Source organism: Desulfosporosinus sp. OT, from assembly GCF_000224515.1.
Lineage (GTDB): Bacteria > Bacillota > Desulfitobacteriia > Desulfitobacteriales > Desulfitobacteriaceae > Desulfosporosinus.
This window is the reverse complement of the sequence record NZ_AGAF01000111.1, coordinates 19,632-39,011: the sequence shown is the minus strand read 5'-3', so window position 1 is coordinate 39,011 and position 19,380 is coordinate 19,632. Positions and strand designations below refer to the sequence as shown.

Here is a 19,380-nt window from a genome sequence, read left to right as displayed (position 1 = left end):
TGTCGAAAAAGTATGAAAACCGTCAGATATTTGATGGTTTTTTTATTTGTAATAGCCTAAGATGATTGTCAGAGAAGAGAAACTTTTTTGACAAGGAGAGGATACGATGTTAAGACAAGTATTAATTACTGATCTTTCAATGGATATCGGAGTACAGGAATTATTAGTGAAAGCAGAACAGGAAAATATTGAGACGGCTTTTCAAAGGGCGAAGGAGCAAGAGCCTCATTGTAAATTTGGCTTAACGGGTGTTTGCTGCCGACGTTGTCTTCAAGGGCCCTGCCGAGTGACCTTTAATGAGAATAAAGGAGTGAAACGCGGAGTTTGTGGAGCTACAGCAGACCAGATTGTGGCTCGTAATTTACTGTCGCTGATTGTGGAAGGCACGACTCCCCATGTAGAACATGCCCGGGAGATCCTCCACACCCTTTTAGAAACCGCCGAAGGGAAAGCTCCTTATGAAATAAAGGGAAAGGAAAAACTTATCAGTATTGGCAAGAAACTAGGATTAATGGTTGATGGCGTAGAGTTAGATAAATTAGCGCAAGAAGTTGCTTTAATCGCTTTACAGGATTTTCAACAACAATCTGGAGTGTCTCACTGGTTACGTCTGCGGGCCCAAGAGAAATCGATTGAAACCTGGGAAAAGCTGAATATATTGCCCTCCAACGCTCACTTGGAAATAGCCAATGCTATCAATAAAACAGCTATGGGCTGTGAGAGTGATCCGGTAAGTCTTTTACTGGAAATTATGAAAATGGGATTAGTTGAAGGATATGATGGCTTGCATCTTTCGACAGATCTCCAGGATATCTTGTTTGGTACGCCACGGCTTGTCAAAACCCAATACAGAATGGGTGTTATTAAAGAGGATTATGTAAATATTGCCGTTCACGGTCATATTCCAATGGTCTCGGAAAAAGTCCTGGAGTGGAGCCGAACGTTAAATAATGAGGCCAAAGCACTAGGGGCTAAAGGAATTAACATTGTTGGGATTTGTTGCAGTGCTAATGAACTTTTAATGCGTCAAGGGGTTGCCGTAGCGACAAACTATGCGAGTCAGGAATTAGCAATTATTACCGGTGCCTTAGAGGCCATGGTGGTCGATGCTCAATGTATCATGCCTGGCCTAGCTCAAGTGGCGCAATGCTATCACACAGAACTTATTTCCACATTGCCCAATATTAAGATAGAAGGAGCAAGCCATGTGGATTGGACACCGGAAGATGCGGATAAAATGGGAGAGGAGATTGTCCGTCGGGCACTTGCCCACTATCCGGAGAGAGACCAATCTAAAGTCCAGATCCCAGAGGGGACCGTGGAAGCCTACGCAGGTTTTTCCGTTGAGCAGATTGTTGAGCTTTTGGCCGCACTAAATGGAGAAGATCCCTTACTCCCCCTGATAGAAGCCATTGCTCAAGGTGATATCTTAGGTGTTGTTGCTATTGTCGGCTGCACAAATCCTAAAGTAAAACAAGACTGGGCTAATACGGAAGTGGCCAAAGAGCTTATGAGGAATAATGTATTAATCGTTGCTACCGGATGTTCAGCTCACTCCTTAGGGAAAAATGGCTTATTGTCCCCCGCTGGCTTGCAATATTGCGGTGAAAAACTAGCCAATGTCCTGACAGCCATTGGGCAAGCCAACGGTTTACCGGCCTTACCTCCTGCTCTTCACATGGGAAGTTGTGTTGATAATTCCAGGATTGATGATTTGCTGGTTGCTTTAGCCAATAGAATGGGTGTAGCTGTGAGAGAATTACCCGTGGCAGGCTCCAGTCCTGAAAATCATAGCCCCAAAGCCTTATCGATTGGAACCTTCTTTATCGCTCAGGGAGTGGATGTTCACATCGGGGTTAATGCCCCTATTACCGGTTCACCGCTGGTAGAACAGGCTCTTACAGCTAATAAAGGCGAGTTTTCCGTGACTACCGATGAGCTTTTCGGGGGAAAACTAATTTACGAAGCAGACCCAATTCAGGCTGCCCAAACAATGATTTCTCGTATTATTCAAAAACGCCAGGCTTTGGGACTTGTTTGTCCGGAAATAAGGAAAGAGCCGCAAAATAAAGGACAGGGTGAGTATTATGAGGGAGAAAAGCATTAAAATTGCCATCTCTGGTAAAGGTGGCGTGGGTAAAACGACGTTGTCATCACTATTATGCTATCTGTACGCTCGAGATGGACAGAGAGTTCTGGCTGTAGATGCTGACCCTGATGCCAATTTGGGAACGGCTCTAGGATTTCCCCCAGAAATGTTAGCCCAGCTAACTCCTATTTCTGAAGAACGAAAACTTCTTAAAGAACGTACCGGAGCTGAACCGGGAACGATTGGGGCTATTTTCAGTCTCAATCCCCGGGTGGATGATATTCCAGATACCTATGTTGCAGAATATCGAGGGATTAAACTTCTCCGCATGGGGTCGATTACCCAAGGAGGAACCGGCTGTGCCTGCCCGGAAAGTACTCTCTTAAAAAGTCTCTTGGATCATATTGTCCTGGAAAGAAACGAAATTGCTATTCTGGATATGGAAGCAGGACTGGAACATTTTGGGCGGGGGACAGCCAGGGGTGTGGATGCCTTTATTGTTGTGGTGGAACCGGGGCGACGCAGTATTGAAACAGCTCAAGCAGTGGCAAAACTTGCCAATGACTTAGGGGTCGAAAAAGTCTATGCAGTCGTAAACAAAGTGCATGCAGGACAACTTGCCGAGATCGAACAGGTGATTGATTTTCTGCCGATTTTAGGGCATTTCCCCTATGATTCGGTGGTTGTAGACGCTGATTTTTATGGTAAAAATCTGTTTGATCATAGCAAAAGTTTTGTTCAAGAAGCTGAAAAGATAAAAGATAAAATTGATTCGTTGCTTAGGTAGCGATACCAGCATACAGAAATACTCTAGGCATCCCCAAAGCCACCGTCACAGACGGTGGCTTTTTAATTATCCGACATATTACTTGTTAACGGGTGATAATCCCAACTTTCGTCGTAGCCATTTGGGAAATATTGATAGGCTGCGGCTTCTTTGTTTTTACCCGACGAACTTTATGTAAAGAAGGAATTAACATGGAAAAAAGAGTTCATCCAGATCTTAGAAAAATGTTCTCTGTTATTCCGGCACAATAGGACAGCTTTAATGAAGAGAATCTATCTGAGATCAGAAAACCTCTTAAGGATCACGCCTTGCGTTTATACGCAATAAGTGTCAGTGGAATGAGTAATTTGAGTGTATTGAAAATATATGAAGTAGTCCCTACGACCAACGAGAAGGATAATGATATGGCGTAATAAAACGACGCGGTTAATCCAAATTCAGGATTAACTGCGTCGTCTTTTTTCAAATCTTTCAAGCCCTTCACGAAGTTCTTCTTCCGTATAGGTATTGGGGATCTGGACCTTCTCTTCGAATCCGTCCATTTTGACACCGTCAAAACGATAGAGTTTCAACAGCAATTGCCATAATACATCCAATTCTTGTTGGGTAAAGCCCCTAAATATATCTGCCATGTAATCGACGGTGACGTTTTTTGCGCATTTGACCATTGTATCAAGTCCCGCTTGGGTCATGCGTACGTTGATGGCGCGCTTGTCTTTCAGACTGGGAAGGATGGTTACAAATTCCTTCTTCTGTAGGCTGTTAATGATCTGGGTGACGTTCTGTTTTGAGGTACCGAGTTTATTGGCAATATTGACAAAGGTGGTCTCATCTTCCGGCAAATGGAGAATTGCCAAAATTGTCATATATTGTCTTGATGTCATCGGATCACAGTAGGCATCGCCTGCCATCTGCACTTTATTTGATGTAGCGATCAAGGTGGCAAAAACCTGTTCCATCGTATGTAATAGTTTCAACTCTTTGTTAAAATCCATTGGGTATTAACCTCTTGAATCCTGCTTGATTAGTTAGCTTTCTTTTTATGATACCATAAATACAATTCCATAGACAGATAATAGGGCGTGCTAATTTTGTGATTCTAAGATGCCTGAAAGAAGGCGATCGTCTGCTTCCAAGAATCATATTGAGCGTTGCTGTTGCCTTCAAGTGTGCCACCGGAAGTGAAGACACCCCCATGCATCGGCATCCGAAGTGTCAAGGTGATGGGAAGAATATACGGGATCGGCAACGGGTGTCCCATGTCCTCATAAGCCAAAAGCTTGACAGCTTGAATATAGTCATGCGACTTGGCAGCTTTGAGGAGTTCCAGACAACCGTCATAACTATTCCATATATTATCCGATTTACCGCAGATCAGAAGAAGGTCCGCTGAAGCATTTTCGATTTTAATACGCGCTTCTTCACGATTCGTTGCTTTCTCAATTGCGCGTTTATAGGTACTGGCAAATCCGAACGGAGAGTTGTTCTCGACGTGTTGATTTAATTCTTCGAAAAAGAGGTTGTTCTCGACGGGAATAAACGGTGTTGAAGCACCTCCGTAAGACCAAGAAGAGACGAGATTTCCGCTCATTAAGCCATTTAGAGCTTGAAAACAATAGGTGTGCGGTTCAACGGCAACTACCTTTTTAACTTGGGGATAGCGCGAAGCGAGTAACAGTGCCAGTTCACCGCCTTTAGATGTTCCATGGAGATAGATGTCACCCATTTGTGTCAGGTTGCTCGTTTCAAGCCAATGAAAGACTTTTTCGAAATATTCAAGAGGTACCATCTCAAGTCGTTCCGGCAAATCTTCTGCACCGAAATAAGGGATGACGAGGACATTGAATCCTCTGGAAGCAAGGGGTGCGGCCAATAGGCTAAGCGCTTCCATTTGTCCGTCGGATCCGCCGAGCATTAAAATCGTCTTGCGTGTTGGGTCACCGTTGTGGAAGAGTCGGCCGTTAAACGAATTGCAGATAGGGGTCACGATAATATCGTCTGTTTTGAATACCCTTTTTATCTGAAAGGTTTCCCTTTGCAGATCGGTTTCAAAGGTGAAGTGAAAAACCATCGGTTGATCGATGGTAATATTGGCTGCTAAGTCTTGGTTGAGAGGCTCAGTTACTTGCAGGGAATAAACCAATCCCATCGGATTCGCATGTTCATAAGTGCCTTCAATTGGGGCAATGGTGTTCAAATCGACGATGCCTGTGGAATCGGCAATGTAATTGGCATAAAAGGAAAATTCGACACTTGGGCACCAGGGCAGAGTAGTTTTCAATTGAATATTTAAGCGGCTGTAAGGGGTTAGTCCTGAAATAACGGTTTGAATTTGGTCATCGACCATCGAGGTTGTTTCGTTTACTTCAATTTTCATTATGATTGGTTCTCCTTTTCATTAATTAGGTGGTTTGCTTAACCTTAATATAAACAATATATTGTCTAAAATATATCATAGAAAATCGCCAATGGTCAATATATTGTTTAAAAATCTTTGTAAATGCTGGTCTCCCATCAACGCCTATGGCATAAAAAAACTGGTAATCCTTTATTTATTAAACTGTGTAATGTTTTTTATCTAAATGTGACCAATATATGAAAGGGGGGTATTAATGAAACAAATTGAAACGCTGTAGTTTGAATATAAACAAGATATCTATAATTTTCTGTTAAGCCTGTACTCATGATCCTACCCTTTCGGAAGATTTGCTCTTAGAGACTTTTGATAAGGCGATATTCTCTATTGGTGATTTTAAAGGCAATTCCTCCATATAAGACTTGGAAATGCAGATGCCCATGTTCACAGGATTACCAAAACGAACCAGGACAACTGCCAGTATCCCAATAACTGCTCCGGTAAAAATAATGCCTTTTTTACTATCCAATGTTCTTCCTCCTTTTTATAGAAGCTGAGCTTGGAATAGGCATTTTAATTCAGGTTTGCATATCACATCCGTGCCTAAAAATAGCTGATTCGGTGATCAGCAAAGAGCAAGCTAATTATGGACCGATTCGGCTCACAGGAAGCGGTGGAAATCCTGTTTGCTATAAAGCACACGATGAATTTTCAGTTAGAGATTTTCCATATTAATCATTAGAGGAACTACTTTATGCATGGAGAATTTTAGATGATTGAATAGTATTTGAAACTGTGGGTCCAAGTAATGAGTGTGGTGACGATCATGGGCGGAACCTTAGTGATAATGCTGAAGTCTGCTCTGTTCTCAACCGCTTCAAGCCGGACGGAAAGTACAAAGTAAGGAATGATTTATTAATGCCTATGATATATAATAATGTCTGTTCTGGCGTTTGTCCGGCGAGTTGTAGATTAAAAACTCAAGTACAAAATGGGATACTTACTGAAATCAAAGGTGATTCGGATGACCTCTATACCTTAGGAAGATTATGTGCCAAGGGTTATACTTTATTAGAGCGTGTCTATTCACCGGAGCGGATCATATACCCAATGAAACAAATCGGAAAAGGAACAAATTCTTGGCAGAGAATTTCCTGGGAACAGGCCCTGACAGAAATAGCAAAGATTATTATACGCATCAAACACGAACATGGAAATTTATGGCCGGTTTGCCTTGACCAATCTTTGGGCACTAAGGGTATACTTAACCGAAGTGTAGAAGGCTTTTTTAACAGTATAGGGTTAATTACGAAGATGATCGGTTCACCTTGTGAATCAGCCGGAAGTGACGCTTTGATGTTAAGTTATGGCTCTTGTAAAAAGCCTGCACCAGAGGACATGCTTAACTCTCAATTGATTATGATATGGGGTGGAAATCCCGCAGCCACTTCCCTGCATCAGATGCGTTACGTTTTTGAGGCCCAGGAAAGAGGGGCTATGATCGTGGTTATTGACCCGATCTTTACGGCAACTGCTGCAAGGAGTGATTTATATTTTCAAATTAATCCTGGAACAGACGGAGATTTGGCTTTGGGAATTGCAAAAGTATTATTCGAAGAGGATCTCCTTGATCGTCCTTTCTTAGAGAAATATACTAAGGGTTGGCCAGAATTTTGTTCTTTACTTAAAAGACTGGATTTAAAGGATCTAGCCTCAAGAACAGGAATACCAGTGTCTGAAATCAGTGAACTAGCCCGGGTTTATGGGGAACATAAACCCGCTACCATTTGGTTGGGATTTGGTGGACAACATACTCCAACTGGGGGGCAAAATTACCGTCTAATTAATATACTGCCGGCTCTGACTGGCAACATCGGAATTGCCGGGGGTAATGTCCATTACTATAGTTATGATATGTGGGATTTCGCAGGCGTATTTACCAATTTAAGAGCTACAGAGGCTTCGAATAGTCAAAATAGCAAAGAGCTTTTAGAGCATCGTACACTAGGGACAGGGCGTTTTGCATCGCTCATGACACTAGACCCCGCAATTCAATTGCTCTGGGTAGCTGGTCGAAATCCCGCGAGTCAGGATCCGGATTCAGCTAAGGTTAAACAAGCGTTACGAGAAATTCCGACGATTGTGGTTGCTGATTTATTTATGACTCAGACTGCTCAATTTGCCGATTATTTTTTGCCGGTCACAACTCCGTTTGAATCCGAGGACATTGTCATTTCATTCTGGCACTATGGAACTGCAATAAATGAAAAAGCAATTGAGCCTGTCGGTGAGTGTAAATATGATTTCCAGATTATGAGAGAATTGGCGGCGATATTGAATCGTATGACACCTGGTTTTAGCACTTTTCCGGTAGAACGCGAAGCTGCAGAATGGTTAGATCTTGAGATGCAAAAGCTCTATCCCTTGTTAGGAATACAACATTACCTTGAGCTTGCCAGTCGATATCATCGGGTAAATTTAGCACCAGTGCCTTGGAAGGATAAACTATTTCTAACCCCGTCAGGCAAGTACGAATTCCCTCTTGAGTATAGTAAAGTTCAAGTGACTCCACCACGTTTAAATCTTTCTGCGGTGCCAGGATCTTCGAAAGTATATCCTTTTCGGCTTATAAGTACGCGAAGCAGCTTTTTGCTCAATTCACAATTTGGAAATTCGGCGCGTTTAAAGAGCATGGAGAATTCTTTGGTTATCTTGATTAATCCAGAAACCGGCCAATTGAAAAATATCGTCACAGGAGATAAAATAAAGGTTTACAACCAGTTGGGTGAGATCGGTTTTGAAGCCTATCTTACTCCCAGTGTTCCACTGGACGTGGTCGTGGCGTACGTTGGAGTGGAGTCTGGAGGAGATGACTTGAACACTCTTGTTCCTCTAGTAGAAAATGATCTGGGTGATGTTATCATGGGGGTAAAAGGATTTTTGTTCCACCACAGTTATGTAAATCTATCTAAGGTTAATTAAATGATTAGCCAAAAAGTATTTTTGGTTAATCCAAATCGTTGTCTCGGGTGTAAAACTTGTCAAATAGCCTGTGCAGTTCAACACGGTTTACCACCAGGGGTCTTTTTGCGTAAGGTTGAACTTGTAGAGCTTTCAAGCCCATCGCAAATTATTAAGTACTATATTTCGACTTCGTGTCACCATTGTGCAAACCCTGAATGTTTTCGTCTGTGTTCGGAGGGCGCATACCGAAAACTAAGGAACGGGATCGTTGTATTTGACCAAGCCAAATGCACGGGTTGCGGCACATGCATACGCAGTTGTTCTTTCGGGGCTCCGATCATTAACCCTTTGAACGGGAAAGTGATAAAATGTGATATGTGTTACGGAAATATAGAGGATCATGAAAGCCCCTATTGTGTTGCCGCCTGCCCTGTTGAGGCCCTGAAAGTTATAGACGCCGAACATATTAATAGGATGGATTTAGACTTAAAACGAACGTTACCAGGACTGCCAAGAATTGAGCTTACTCAACCTTCGGTCCGCTATGTTGCTGTCGTGATGGGTAAACAGATTTTTCGTAGGAGGGTTCCAAGAGAGGGTGGAAGAGAGTAGAAGCATGAAAAGTCTAATGTTAGAAACATTATTCTAGATTAGGTGTTCTTCACTTACGTGACAGAATTAAAAGAGGTTTTCCACATGGAGAACCTCTTTTAATTGTAAGTTTCAACACAGGTGCTAGGTGAATGCATGTCGAATCCATAAGAAATTACAAAGTATTAGGATCATAATACATATAATGACAGAAAAATCGGAGACCCAGAATAGCCCCCGAGCATGTTAATAGAATGGATTTAGATAAAAAACGAACTTTACCAGGACTTCCAAGAATTTCGGGTTATTCAACCTTCGGTCCGCTATGTTGCTGTGGGATGGGTAAACAGATTGGAGGGTTCCAAGAGAGGGCGGAAGAGAGTGAATCCGAAGGACGAAAAAAATAAGTTCTTCTACGGATTAATTTCGAGTTTGGCACAAGGAAAGGATATCCCCTATTTGACGCTGCTGCTGGCACAGGAAATGGGTGGTCCGGTGATCGTAACCAATGGGGTAAACAGAATTCTCGCCTTTCATGATCCAACCGGCACAGGACCTATGGTTGGAGAATTTTTTCCTGTCGCAGTAAATTTTAAAACGAGTCCTCCAAAACAAGATTTAGGAGATTTTGCGAAAATTGATCTTCACCATGGTCAATTTGAAGAAGAAGAACGCATACTGAAGTATTATTTCTTGCCGATTTATGTGAACAGTAGTGTTCTTGGTTACTTGATCGTATTTGTCGAGGCGTGGGATCTTGAAGGCTCGAAGAAGGAATCCGTTTTGTCAGCAAGCCTGGCATTTTCCTTGGCTCTAAAAAGTATAAGGGAAAAAAGCAATGAGCATGAACTGTATCAGGATGAGTTCATTCGTGACGTATTGTACAATAATTTTGAATCAAAGACCAGTATCTATGAGAAAGCACATTTATGGGGTTGGAAGTTTCAGGGGCCTTTAGTAATCGCTGTTGTTGAAATGGACCCAAGTAAACTAAAGATTGCTCGGGAGCTTGGCCCAAGACTTTTTAACCGGCAGATTCCTATTTATGCACTCATCAACGATCAAATAATTATGATCCTTTCTTTGGAACGCTTAAAAAAGCCTATTGCTAGAAAACTTCTTGATAAGTTCTTTTGTGAGTTCTTTAGACGGTTAGAAAGTTCCGGAATTAAGTCGGAAATTAAGTTGGGAGTGGGTTCCGCGGTAGAAACGGTGACGGATCTTTACAAAAGTTATCAGGAAGCCAAAGTCGCTTTGGAACTGGGTAGTGTATTTAAGAAGGGTACAATTTGTTATTTTGAGGACATGAGATTTCTCAAATTCGTTTTTACTCAACCTGCTCGAGAATTGCAGGATTTTTTTCAATTGAATCTAGGTGCACTTCTTTTGTATGATAATGAGAAGAAAACTGACCTTATATCTACTCTACAGACCTATTTTGATTGCCATTGTCAGGTTTCGAAATGTGCCAGAACGCTTTACATTCATGAAAATACCTTACGAAACCGTTTGAAAATAGTCCAACAGGTTTGTGGGTGCGATTTGCGCCGAATCGATCATTTGCTTAATCTTTACATTGCGTTACATATTTATAAAATGGGTGCCTAAGAGTGAAATTAAGTTATTTTTCCACGTTCATGTTGGAATGTTAATGGGGTTTTCCATAGGGAAGAGCCCTTTTTTTTGTGGTTTTCGACATAGGTGCAAGATAAACAGATAACGAATTAAGTAGGTTAGTAGGTTTTCTTTTAGTATATTAACCTAATTAAAGAGAATTTGGAGAATCAATGAAAGGAGATAGCTATATTTATAATTAAATAAAAAACGATAAAGGCAAACTTGGTGAAAGCCAAGGACGCAAAGCCATGGGTCTTCCATGTTAAGGTGAAGATAGCCGGGTTACCATATAAATTACTTTGGTATTAACAAAGCCTTTGTCGCCATGCCTGTTTAGGATGGCGATTTCTTTATTCTTTTAGACTAAAAAGCCCTAAGTAACGCGGGATAGGAGAGGTTGGAGTCAGATGAAGAAATTGCTCATTGTGGATGATGCAGCTTTCATGCGGCTTACCATTCGAAATATCATGAATAATTATGATATTGAAATAGTCGGAGAAGCTGCCAATGGAGCAATAGGCGTTGAAATGTATAAAGAATTCCGCCCGGATGTTGTTACTATGGATGTTACCATGCCGGAAATGACGGGTGTTGAGGCTCTCAAGAAAATTAAGGCCTTTGACCCTCAGGCAAAGGTGATCATGGTCTCGTCCATGGGACAGGAGAGGATGGTTAAAGAAGCTATACGTAGTGGCGCAAAAACATTTATTGTTAAACCATTTAAAGAAGAGTTCTTATATCAAACAATTTACAATGTGTTAGGTGTTTAAAGCACACTCCAAGTTAGAAGGGGGGGATTGAATTGTCGAACCAGTTTGTCAATGAACCTATGCTGGATCTCTTCATTTTTGAATCAGAGCAACTGATTGAGCAAATGGAAATATTGATCATATCTAATGAACGGTCTGGCTCTTATGCTTCCGACGCCATCAATGAGATCTTTCGAATAATGCATACGATTAAAGGATCCTCAGCAATGATGCTCTTTAACACTATCTCAACCCTGGCCCATTCTATGGAAGACCTATTTTTTATCCTGCGTGAGGACAAACCCCAGAATGTTGACTATACAGATTTGTCAGATTTAGTGCTTGAGGGGCTTGATTTCATCAAAGTGGAGATCCATAAGATTAGAAATGGAGATGAAGCGGACGGCAATGCTTCTGAATTAATTAATCGTTTGCGAGTCTTTCAAGCCTCGATCAAAGGTCAGGCTTCCAGACCTGAAGATTCGAATATTGTGGATCAAGTCGTCGCTCATGAAAATCGTTCCTCGGGGAAGCAACAATATTACATAAATAAAGTAAGTGTGGAAACGGCGTCCTTCAAGAACACATTTCAAGCAACCCTTCGTTTCGAACAAGATTGTGGAATGGAAAACCTGCGAGCCTTTGGGGTGGTTAATGATCTGGAGGGTTTTGTCGAAGATTATTACCATATTCCGGAGGATCTTGATCATGAGGATAGTGCAAGAGTTATTGGCGAACAAGGGTTTACGCTATTTTTAAAAACAGATCGCACCTGGGAAGAAATTCATAGAGTTCTGATTCGAACAATCTATTTAAAGGATCTTCAGTTAAACCAGGTGCAAGATAACGAGCTATTAAACAATCAGCACATAGAAAGAAAAATATCCCTGGAAGACAGCGGAGTCTTAGTTTCTGATTCTTCAAATCGAGACAGTGTAGCCAAGGACCCTGAAGAAAAAGAAATTTATTCTGCGGTAACCCAGCAGAGCATCATCAATGTCAGCGTGGCTAAATTAGACCAACTGATGGATTTAGTGGGAGAAATGGTGATAGCCGAAGCCATGGTTATCCAGAACCCTGATTTAAACGGCCTGGAGTTGAACAACTTCCAAAAAGCTGCACGCCAGTTACATAAAATCACTAGCGAGATGCAAGACATGGTCATGGCGATTCGCATGGTGCCTCTCTCGGCTACCTTCCAGAAAATGCATCGGATAGTACGGGATATGGGTAAGAAACTGGGCAAGGAAGTGCGCCTGGAGATTATTGGTGAGGAGACCGAAGTTGACAAAAATATCATCGAACATATCTCCGATCCGCTGATGCACCTGGTGCGGAATGCTCTTGACCATGGGATTGAACCCTCTGAAGACAGGCAGGCTAAAGGTAAGCCCCAGGGTGGAACCATTACTTTGGAAGCCAAAAATGCCGGAAGTGATGTCCTTGTTATTATAAAAGATGATGGAAAGGGATTGAATAAGGGAGCAATACTGAAGAAGGCCAGAGAGAATGGTTTACTCTATAAGTCTGAAAGTGATATGACGGATAAGGAAATTTTCAATCTCATATTCCTTCCGGGTTTCTCAACCAAGGCTAGTGTCTCCGAATTCTCCGGACGCGGTGTGGGGATGGATGTCGTCACCAAGAACATTGAGACTGTTGGCGGTACAGTTTCGATAGAGAGTGTTCTGGGCAAAGGAACGGTATTCACGTTGAAAATTCCTCTGACCCTGGCCATCATAGACGGGATGAATATAAAAGTAGGAAACTCCCATTATACCATACCTATCATCTCCATTATGGAGTCCTTCAAACCAACGGAAAATGACATGATCACCGACCCAGACGGTAATGAAATGATGATGGTAAGAGGTCAGTGCTATCCGATCCTGCGCCTGCATGAGCTGTATAAGATTAAGACAACCATTACTAACTTAGCCGAAGGAATAATCATTATGGTTGAGCAGGATAACAAAGCCCTTTGTGTCTTTGCAGATGAGCTTTTAGGGCAGCAGCAGGTCGTCGTCAAGACTTTGCCGGAGTATATTCGAAGATTTAAGAAGATTCGGGGACTGACCGGGTGCACACTGTTGGGAGATGGAAGCATCAGTCTAATTCTTGAAACTGCGGGGTTGATAAATTTCTAAGGATCTTAACCGTCCTTTTAAATAATTAAAATGGGTAGGAAGGGGATGAAACTATGGTAGACGTCATTGAAAACACACTGGAAATGGAGGAAGACACTCAAACAGGTAGATTTTTGACCTTTTCCTTGGGCAGAGAAAGCTATGGCATTGAAATCAGATATGTGACAGAGATTATAGGAATCCAGGCTATAACTGAAATACCTGAACTCCCGGAATATGTCAAGGGTATCATCAATCTAAGAGGTAAGATCATCCCGGTCATGGATGTCAGGCTGCGCTTTAAAAAAGAACCAAGGGAGTATAACGATAGGACCTGTGTGATTGTGGTTGACATCAAGGATATATCCATAGGACTGATTGTGGATAGTGTTTCAGAGGTGCTAACTATTCCAGAACAAGGGATTGTCGAACCACCAAAAATGAATAAAGGCTTCAATAACAGGTACATAAAAAATATTGGCAAAGTCGGGAACGATGTTAAGCTGCTGCTGGATTGTGAAAAGCTACTGACAGATGATGAACTGGAAAATTTAAGTGAAGTACAATAATTGTGAGGAGGAATTAAGTTATGCAATGGTATTTAAATTTAAAAGTTGCTACCAAGCTGCTCATCGGCTTTATCATCGTGGCAATTATTGCAGGAGTGGTAGGGGTAGTCGGGGTTATAAACCTACAAAAGATAAGCACTTTGGACACTGACATGTACCAAAGGCACACAGCCTCGTTGCCGGGCTTGGCGAATGTGGCCAGGACTTATCAGAGAGAACGTGTTGGTTTACGCAACCTATATATGGAAAAAGATATTAGTAAAAGGCAAGACCTTTTAAAGAAGCTGGAGGATCAAGACAAAGCTGTAAGAGATGCCATGACAGCTTTCAAAGCTGTCTCAACAGATCAAAGTGTGCTTGACTCTTTCGATAAATTGGACAAAGCAATGAATGATTTTGACTCATTGAGAGCCGATGTAATTAAGGCAGTACAAGCCAATCAGATGGATGAAGCGTACAATCTTTTGATGGGCAGCCAAGCAACCCAGATCTCAGATTCGATCCAAAAAGAGACGGACAACCTCTTTGATCTCAAAACATCCTTGGCCAAACAAAGCTCCGATACGAATACGTCGACAGCCAATACTGCTACAATAACCATGATTATCGTAATCATTGTCGGTATTGTTATTGCCATAGGACTTGGCATCTTCATAGCTAGGATCATAAGCAAACCTGTCAATAATATGGTTGAAACAGCAACCAAACTTGCCGATGGCGACTTCGATATGGACATCGAAGTACAATCCAAAGATGAACTGGGTAAGCTTTCAGGTTCGTTTAAAAAGATGGTCGATAACTTGAATGATGTTCTAGCAAACATAAATGCTTCCTCTGAACAGGTGGCAGCTGGGTCAAAACAGGTATCGGATTCAAGTATTGCTCTTTCACAAGGAGCTACTGAGCAGGCCAGTTCCATTGAACAGTTGACCGCCTCTCTTGAAGAAATATCCTCCCAGACAAAGTTAAATGCTCAGAATGCCAATCAGGCCAATGAACTGGCGGAAAATGCCAAGTCAAATGCCGTAGAGGGTAATACCCAGATGAAGGAAATGCTCAAAGCTATGGAAGAAATCAATGATGCTTCAGCTAATATCTCTAAAATTATTAAGGTTATCGATGAAATTGCCTTCCAGACTAATATCCTGGCGCTCAACGCTGCGGTAGAGGCTGCCAGAGCAGGTCAGCATGGCAAGGGTTTTGCCGTGGTTGCAGAGGAAGTCAGAAATCTTGCCGCCCGTTCAGCAAACGCAGCTAAAGAAACAACGGATATGATCGAAGGATCCATCAAGAAGGTTGAGGGAGGGACAAAGATTGCCAAAGACACTGCTGAAGCCCTCACTAAAATAGTTAGTGGTGTTGAAAAGGTTGCCAACCTTGTCAATGACATTGCTATTGCCTCCAATGAGCAGGCTACAGGCATTGCTCAGGTTAATCAGGGAGTCATGCAGGTATCTGAGGTTGTTCAGACTAATTCCGCTACTTCCGAGGAAAGTGCGGCAGCAAGTGAAGAACTATCCAGCCAAGCTGAACTATTAAAGGAAATGGTTGGGAAATTTACACTCAGACAGAATAACAGAACCTCTAACAAGTTCGATGAATTAAGTCCCGAAGTATTAGAAATGTTGGAAAGTATGTCCAAAAAGAGAAACCAAAATTCAAGCCCTATGCAAGAGGCCTATGCCGAGGCGGCTGCAACAAAGACGAAGATTGTCTTAAGCGACAAGGAGTTTGGTAAGTATTAACAAGTAGTTCAGTTGAACTGCGCAAAAGGCTTTAGTTCAGGATGAGGATGTATTGTAGGCACACAAGAAATGGTATGGAGTGAGCCGAAAGGCACTCCATACCATTGAAAGGCAGGTGAGGCTATGCTTAGAATTACCAATAAAGAATTCAGTCAATTGGCAGCTTACATAAAAGCAAATTACGGTATCCATTTAGGTGAGGAAAAGCGAGCTCTGGTAACTGGCCGGCTTCATCAGGTGCTTATCCAAAACGACTTCAGAAACTTCTCCGATTATTATGAGCACATTATTTCGGATAAAACCGGAAATTCGGCAGCTATACTGATCAACAAAATGACGACCAACCATACCTTCTTCATGAGGGAAGTCGACCATTTCGAATATTGCAAAGCTAAAGTGCTTCCTTACCTTGCCAACCAAGTGAAAGCAAAGGATTTGAGGATTTGGAGTGCTGGATGTTCCTCTGGAGAAGAGCCATATACCCTGGCAATGGTGATCGATGAATTCTTCGGGAAAGAAAGAATATTGTGGGATGCAAAAGTATTAGCGACCGATATTTCAAGCAGAGTGCTTGAAGAAGCAAAAAAAGGTGTCTATAAAAATGAAGAGATAGCGACCCTTCCTGCTCAGTGGCGGCTCAACTATTTTAGGAAAATTGACAACGAAAAATCTGTCTTTGTCGATAGGATAAGGAATGAAGTGATATATAGAAAATTTAATCTCATGGACAGTCCCTTCCCCTTCAAGCGCAAGTTCCATGTGATATTTTGCCGGAACGTGATGATCTACTTTGATGCCCAAACGAAATGTGAGCTGGTCAATAAATTTTACGACTTAATGGAGTATGGAGGTTATCTGTTTATCGGACACTCAGAATCATTAAACCGTGAAGAATCAAAGTTTAAGTACATCATGCCTGCAATATATAGGAAGGAATAAACTGATATGAAGAAAATCAGGGTTCTGATTGTTGATGATAGTATCGTATTTAGGGAGGTCCTATCCAGAGGAATTGCTTCCGATCCGACAATAGAAGTTGTGGCGACCGCAAACGATCCCTTTGATGCAAGTGAAAAGATAATCCAATTTGAACCAGACGTCATGACTTGTGACGTAGAAATGCCTAAAATGAGTGGTATCGAGTTTATTCGGCGACTTTTGCCCCAATATCCTCTACCAGTGATCGTGGTAAGTACGATAAGCAGTGCTGTGTTTGATGCTATGAATGTGGGAGCCGTTGATTTTGTGGGCAAACCAGATGTAAGGTCAGTCAGAAGTGTTGAAAACTTTATCAACGAGATGATCGAAAAGGTGAAAATAGCTTCGGCTGCCAAGGTGCTACAGCAGAAAACCAGAGATACCTCACCCAAAATTAAAGATGAATCTAACCTTGCAGATATCAATAAGATAATAGCCTTTGGAGCATCTACGGGAGGGACAGTGGCCATTTACAATGTGCTTAGATATTTGCCTAGAACTATGCCAGGAATTGTGATTGTTCAGCATATTCCGCCTGGCTTTTCCCGAATGTTTGCTGAAAGACTTAACGCATCAACCAATCTGGAGGTTAAAGAGGCTCAAACAGGTGACTATGTTGAAAAGGGGCGAGTGCTGATAGCCCCTGGCGATCAGCATATGACCGTTAAAAAAGTTGGTGAGAGATATAAAGTCACATGCTTTGAAGGAGATAAAGTCAATGGGCATTGTCCTTCAGTGGATATTCTTTTTGAATCAGTTGCCAAGGAAGCTGGTAGAAATGCAATTGGGGTGATCCTAACAGGTATGGGTTATGATGGGGCAAAAGGTCTGCTTGCTTTGAGGCGAAAGGGTGCAAGAACCATAGGTCAGGATGAGAAATCCGCTGTGGTTTATGGTATGCCAAAGGTTGCTTATAATATTGGCGCGGTAGAAAAGCAAACATCATTGGAAAGCATTGCTCAAACGATTTATTCTATGCTGCGTTAGGACAAAGATGGTTTGATGAACAAAGTAGAAATCACGGGTATGTTATCTTAATGTAACTAAGACGATAACATAGACTTTCCAGAAAGTTAATCATAAATTGAAAGAGGCGAAGGGATAATTGAAGAAATTACTAATTGTCGATGATGCGGCTTTCATGCGACTTTCCATTCGAAATATGATGAACAATTATGATATAGAAATAGTGGGGGAAGCTGCCAACGGGTTAATCGGCGTTGAAATGTATAAAGAATTACACCCTGATATTGTGACGATGGATATTACCATGCCAGAGATGTCAGGTATTGAAGCACTCAAAGCCATCAAGGCTCATGATCCTCAAGCTAAAGTAATCATGGTATCAGCAATGGGGCAGGAGGGAATGGTCAAAGAGGCTATCATAAATGGAGCAACAACGTTTGTGGTCAAACCGTTTAAGGAAGAGTTTTTATATCAAACGATTAATAAAGTGTTAGGTCTTTAAAATAGTTTTACAACTTAATTCACGAAAGCAAAGCGAAACCATGAAGGAGAATTGGTAATGAAAGCTGAATATATCAATCCTTTTATATCTGCGAGTGCTGAAATGATAGAACAGGTTACTGGGCTAAAGACCAAGAAGGGAAAAATTTATAGAAAAGATGTACCCTATAGGAGCGAAAGCACCCTTGTGCTAATAGGGATAACGGGTGGATTCCATGGGAGTGTCGTAATGTCCTTTAGCAAAGCAATCTGTTGTAAGATTGCTTCGGTTATGATGGGATGCTCACTGATTACAGAAATCGATGAAATAGGAAAAAGTGCCATTGGGGAATTATGCAATATGATCCTAGGCTATACTGCAACTTTATTTTCCAGAGAAAATATAATCGTAGATATCACACCTCCTACTATTTTAACAGGAGACAATATTCAATTGAGCATACCAAATACAGTTGTGGTATGTATACCCTTGTTATTTGAGGATGAATCACAAATTGAGATTAACGTATCATTTGCCGATGGAAATTAGCCAATCGATTAAAGAAGGCATGAGTAGGCATTCTTTGGAGGGAACGTTTGGGCGCCAATGGTTGTTGACGTATTCAGGTATTTAATTCAAAGTGAAAATATTGAAATTCTAATTAATATTCCGGAAGGACTCTTTCACCAGTCTTGACAGATGAAACTAGATTTTGGCAGGTTCTGTTCAACCTTATTGGTAATGCCATCAAATTTACCGAAAGAGGAAATGTCACTGTATCTGCCGCTGAGGATGATCAGTTTGTAAAAATCATAATTGAGGACACCGGTCTTGGCATTGCCAAAGAGAAACAGGAAAAATTATTCAATGCTTTCACCCAAGGTGATTCTGAAATTTCAAGACAGTATGGCGGAAGCGGATTAGGATTGTATATTTCACGCCAATTAACGGAACGTATGAAAGGGACTATTATTTTGGAGTGGTCTGAACCTGAGCAAGGTACCAGTTTCTCCGTCAGACTTCCTAAAGCAAGCGGAAAACTCGTGAATTTAGATGAAACGCTTGAAATGACACAGGAGGTCGCTGCCGCGGTTGAAAAGGTGGAAAATAAATTGCTGAAGAGCTTCAAGGTTCTTGCAGGGTAGTACTTGAAATATAGTAAACTACTGAAGACAAAAAGGTTGCTGTTGGCGCAACCTTTTTGTCTTCATATATAAATAAGTGTATAATTCTAATTTAAGATCAGCACTTAAACTCACAAGTCTCCATAAGAGAAAGCGGGATAGATTTGTGGATGTTGGAGCAAGGCTTCTTGCAATAGTGGCCAAAGCCGAGAAGGTCTGGGAAATCAAAGAAAATCCC

The 19,380-nt window shown here is 41.7% G+C and carries 17 protein-coding genes and 1 riboswitch; of the genes, 14 read left to right on the top strand and 3 right to left on the bottom strand.

The features are described 5' to 3' along the window. Positions 1–106: 106 nt before the first annotated feature. Entirely contained in the window at positions 107–2,107 is a 2,001-nt protein-coding gene (gene cooS, locus DOT_RS10045; RefSeq protein WP_009617852.1) for an anaerobic carbon-monoxide dehydrogenase catalytic subunit, read from the top strand. Next, positions 2,088–2,876, top strand: a complete 789-nt coding sequence (locus DOT_RS10040; RefSeq protein ID WP_009617851.1) for a carbon monoxide dehydrogenase accessory protein CooC — start codon at positions 2,088–2,090, stop codon at positions 2,874–2,876. Before cooS ends, DOT_RS10040 begins: the two co-directional genes overlap by 20 nt. A gap of 443 nt (positions 2,877–3,319) precedes the next feature. On the opposite strand, the gene DOT_RS10035 is transcribed toward DOT_RS10040, so the two are convergent. The 3 genes from DOT_RS10035 to DOT_RS31250 form a co-directional block, all read right to left on the bottom strand. Then, on the bottom strand, positions 3,320–3,871 hold the full coding sequence (locus tag DOT_RS10035) for a MarR family transcriptional regulator (protein ID WP_009617849.1): 552 nt from the start codon (positions 3,869–3,871) through the stop codon (positions 3,320–3,322). 104 nt (positions 3,872–3,975) lie between these two features. Beyond that, positions 3,976–5,253 carry an acyl-CoA thioesterase/bile acid-CoA:amino acid N-acyltransferase family protein gene (locus DOT_RS10030; protein ID WP_009617848.1) on the bottom strand — a complete coding sequence of 426 codons (1,278 nt, stop codon included), beginning with the start codon at positions 5,251–5,253 and terminating at the stop codon, positions 3,976–3,978. Positions 5,254–5,557: 304 nt separating this feature from the next. Further along, entirely contained in the window at positions 5,558–5,761 is a 204-nt protein-coding gene (locus DOT_RS31250; RefSeq protein WP_009617847.1) for a hypothetical protein, read from the bottom strand. Between the two features lie 266 nt (positions 5,762–6,027). Here DOT_RS31250 and DOT_RS10020 point away from each other — a divergent pair, with 266 nt between their 5' ends. The 12 genes from DOT_RS10020 to DOT_RS09965 all read left to right on the top strand — a co-directional run bounded on the left by DOT_RS10020 (position 6,028) and on the right by DOT_RS09965 (position 19,163). Continuing rightward, positions 6,028–8,214, top strand: a complete 2,187-nt coding sequence (locus DOT_RS10020) for a molybdopterin-dependent oxidoreductase (RefSeq protein ID WP_242833810.1) — start codon at positions 6,028–6,030, stop codon at positions 8,212–8,214. Next, on the top strand, positions 8,215–8,808 hold the full coding sequence (locus DOT_RS10015) for a 4Fe-4S dicluster domain-containing protein (protein ID WP_009617841.1): 594 nt from the start codon (positions 8,215–8,217) through the stop codon (positions 8,806–8,808). 360 nt (positions 8,809–9,168) lie between these two features. Then, positions 9,169–10,395, top strand: a complete 1,227-nt coding sequence (locus tag DOT_RS10010; protein WP_009617838.1) for a helix-turn-helix domain-containing protein — start codon at positions 9,169–9,171, stop codon at positions 10,393–10,395. Between the two features lie 214 nt (positions 10,396–10,609). Next, positions 10,610–10,694: riboswitch (cyclic di-GMP riboswitch) on the top strand. Between the two features lie 117 nt (positions 10,695–10,811). After that, a complete protein-coding gene (locus tag DOT_RS10005) occupies positions 10,812–11,174 on the top strand; it encodes a response regulator (protein ID WP_009617837.1) in 363 nt (120 codons plus the stop codon). Between the two features lie 32 nt (positions 11,175–11,206). Next, positions 11,207–13,300, top strand: a complete 2,094-nt coding sequence (locus DOT_RS10000) for a chemotaxis protein CheA (protein WP_009617835.1) — start codon at positions 11,207–11,209, stop codon at positions 13,298–13,300. Positions 13,301–13,353: 53 nt separating this feature from the next. Next, positions 13,354–13,848, top strand: coding sequence for a chemotaxis protein CheW (locus DOT_RS09995; protein ID WP_009617834.1), 495 nt, complete (start codon positions 13,354–13,356; stop codon positions 13,846–13,848). Between the two features lie 20 nt (positions 13,849–13,868). Further along, entirely contained in the window at positions 13,869–15,593 is a 1,725-nt protein-coding gene (locus DOT_RS09990; RefSeq protein WP_009617833.1) for a methyl-accepting chemotaxis protein, read from the top strand. Positions 15,594–15,716: 123 nt separating this feature from the next. Further along, positions 15,717–16,532: a protein-glutamate O-methyltransferase CheR gene (locus tag DOT_RS09985; protein ID WP_009617832.1), complete on the top strand. Its 816-nt coding sequence runs from the start codon at positions 15,717–15,719 to the stop codon at positions 16,530–16,532. A gap of 6 nt (positions 16,533–16,538) precedes the next feature. Beyond that, a complete protein-coding gene (locus DOT_RS09980) occupies positions 16,539–17,558 on the top strand; it encodes a chemotaxis response regulator protein-glutamate methylesterase (protein ID WP_009617831.1) in 1,020 nt (339 codons plus the stop codon). Positions 17,559–17,676: 118 nt separating this feature from the next. Then, complete coding sequence (locus DOT_RS09975) at positions 17,677–18,039, top strand: response regulator (protein ID WP_009617830.1); 363 nt, start codon at positions 17,677–17,679, stop codon at positions 18,037–18,039. 57 nt (positions 18,040–18,096) lie between these two features. Further along, positions 18,097–18,567, top strand: a complete 471-nt coding sequence (locus DOT_RS09970) for a chemotaxis protein CheX (protein ID WP_009617829.1) — start codon at positions 18,097–18,099, stop codon at positions 18,565–18,567. 143 nt (positions 18,568–18,710) lie between these two features. Next, complete coding sequence (locus DOT_RS09965) at positions 18,711–19,163, top strand: ATP-binding protein (protein WP_009617825.1); 453 nt, start codon at positions 18,711–18,713, stop codon at positions 19,161–19,163. The last annotated feature ends 217 nt before the right edge of the window (positions 19,164–19,380 follow it).

What these genes read in the sequence shown, in the direction of transcription:
- cooS (WP_009617852.1), top strand. Translation starts at nt 107, where the DNA reads ATGTTAAGACAAGTATTAATTACTGATCTTTCAATGGATATCGGAGTA.
- DOT_RS10040 (WP_009617851.1), top strand. Translation starts at nt 2,088, where the DNA reads ATGAGGGAGAAAAGCATTAAAATTGCCATCTCTGGTAAAGGTGGCGTG.
- DOT_RS10035 (WP_009617849.1), bottom strand. Translation starts at nt 3,871, where the DNA reads ATGGATTTTAACAAAGAGTTGAAACTATTACATACGATGGAACAGGTT.
- DOT_RS10030 (WP_009617848.1), bottom strand. Translation starts at nt 5,253, where the DNA reads ATGAAAATTGAAGTAAACGAAACAACCTCGATGGTCGATGACCAAATT.
- DOT_RS10015 (WP_009617841.1), top strand. Translation starts at nt 8,215, where the DNA reads ATGATTAGCCAAAAAGTATTTTTGGTTAATCCAAATCGTTGTCTCGGG.
- DOT_RS10005 (WP_009617837.1), top strand. Translation starts at nt 10,812, where the DNA reads ATGAAGAAATTGCTCATTGTGGATGATGCAGCTTTCATGCGGCTTACC.
- DOT_RS09995 (WP_009617834.1), top strand. Translation starts at nt 13,354, where the DNA reads ATGGTAGACGTCATTGAAAACACACTGGAAATGGAGGAAGACACTCAA.
- DOT_RS09990 (WP_009617833.1), top strand. Translation starts at nt 13,869, where the DNA reads ATGCAATGGTATTTAAATTTAAAAGTTGCTACCAAGCTGCTCATCGGC.
- DOT_RS09985 (WP_009617832.1), top strand. Translation starts at nt 15,717, where the DNA reads ATGCTTAGAATTACCAATAAAGAATTCAGTCAATTGGCAGCTTACATA.
- DOT_RS09980 (WP_009617831.1), top strand. Translation starts at nt 16,539, where the DNA reads ATGAAGAAAATCAGGGTTCTGATTGTTGATGATAGTATCGTATTTAGG.
- DOT_RS09970 (WP_009617829.1), top strand. Translation starts at nt 18,097, where the DNA reads ATGAAAGCTGAATATATCAATCCTTTTATATCTGCGAGTGCTGAAATG.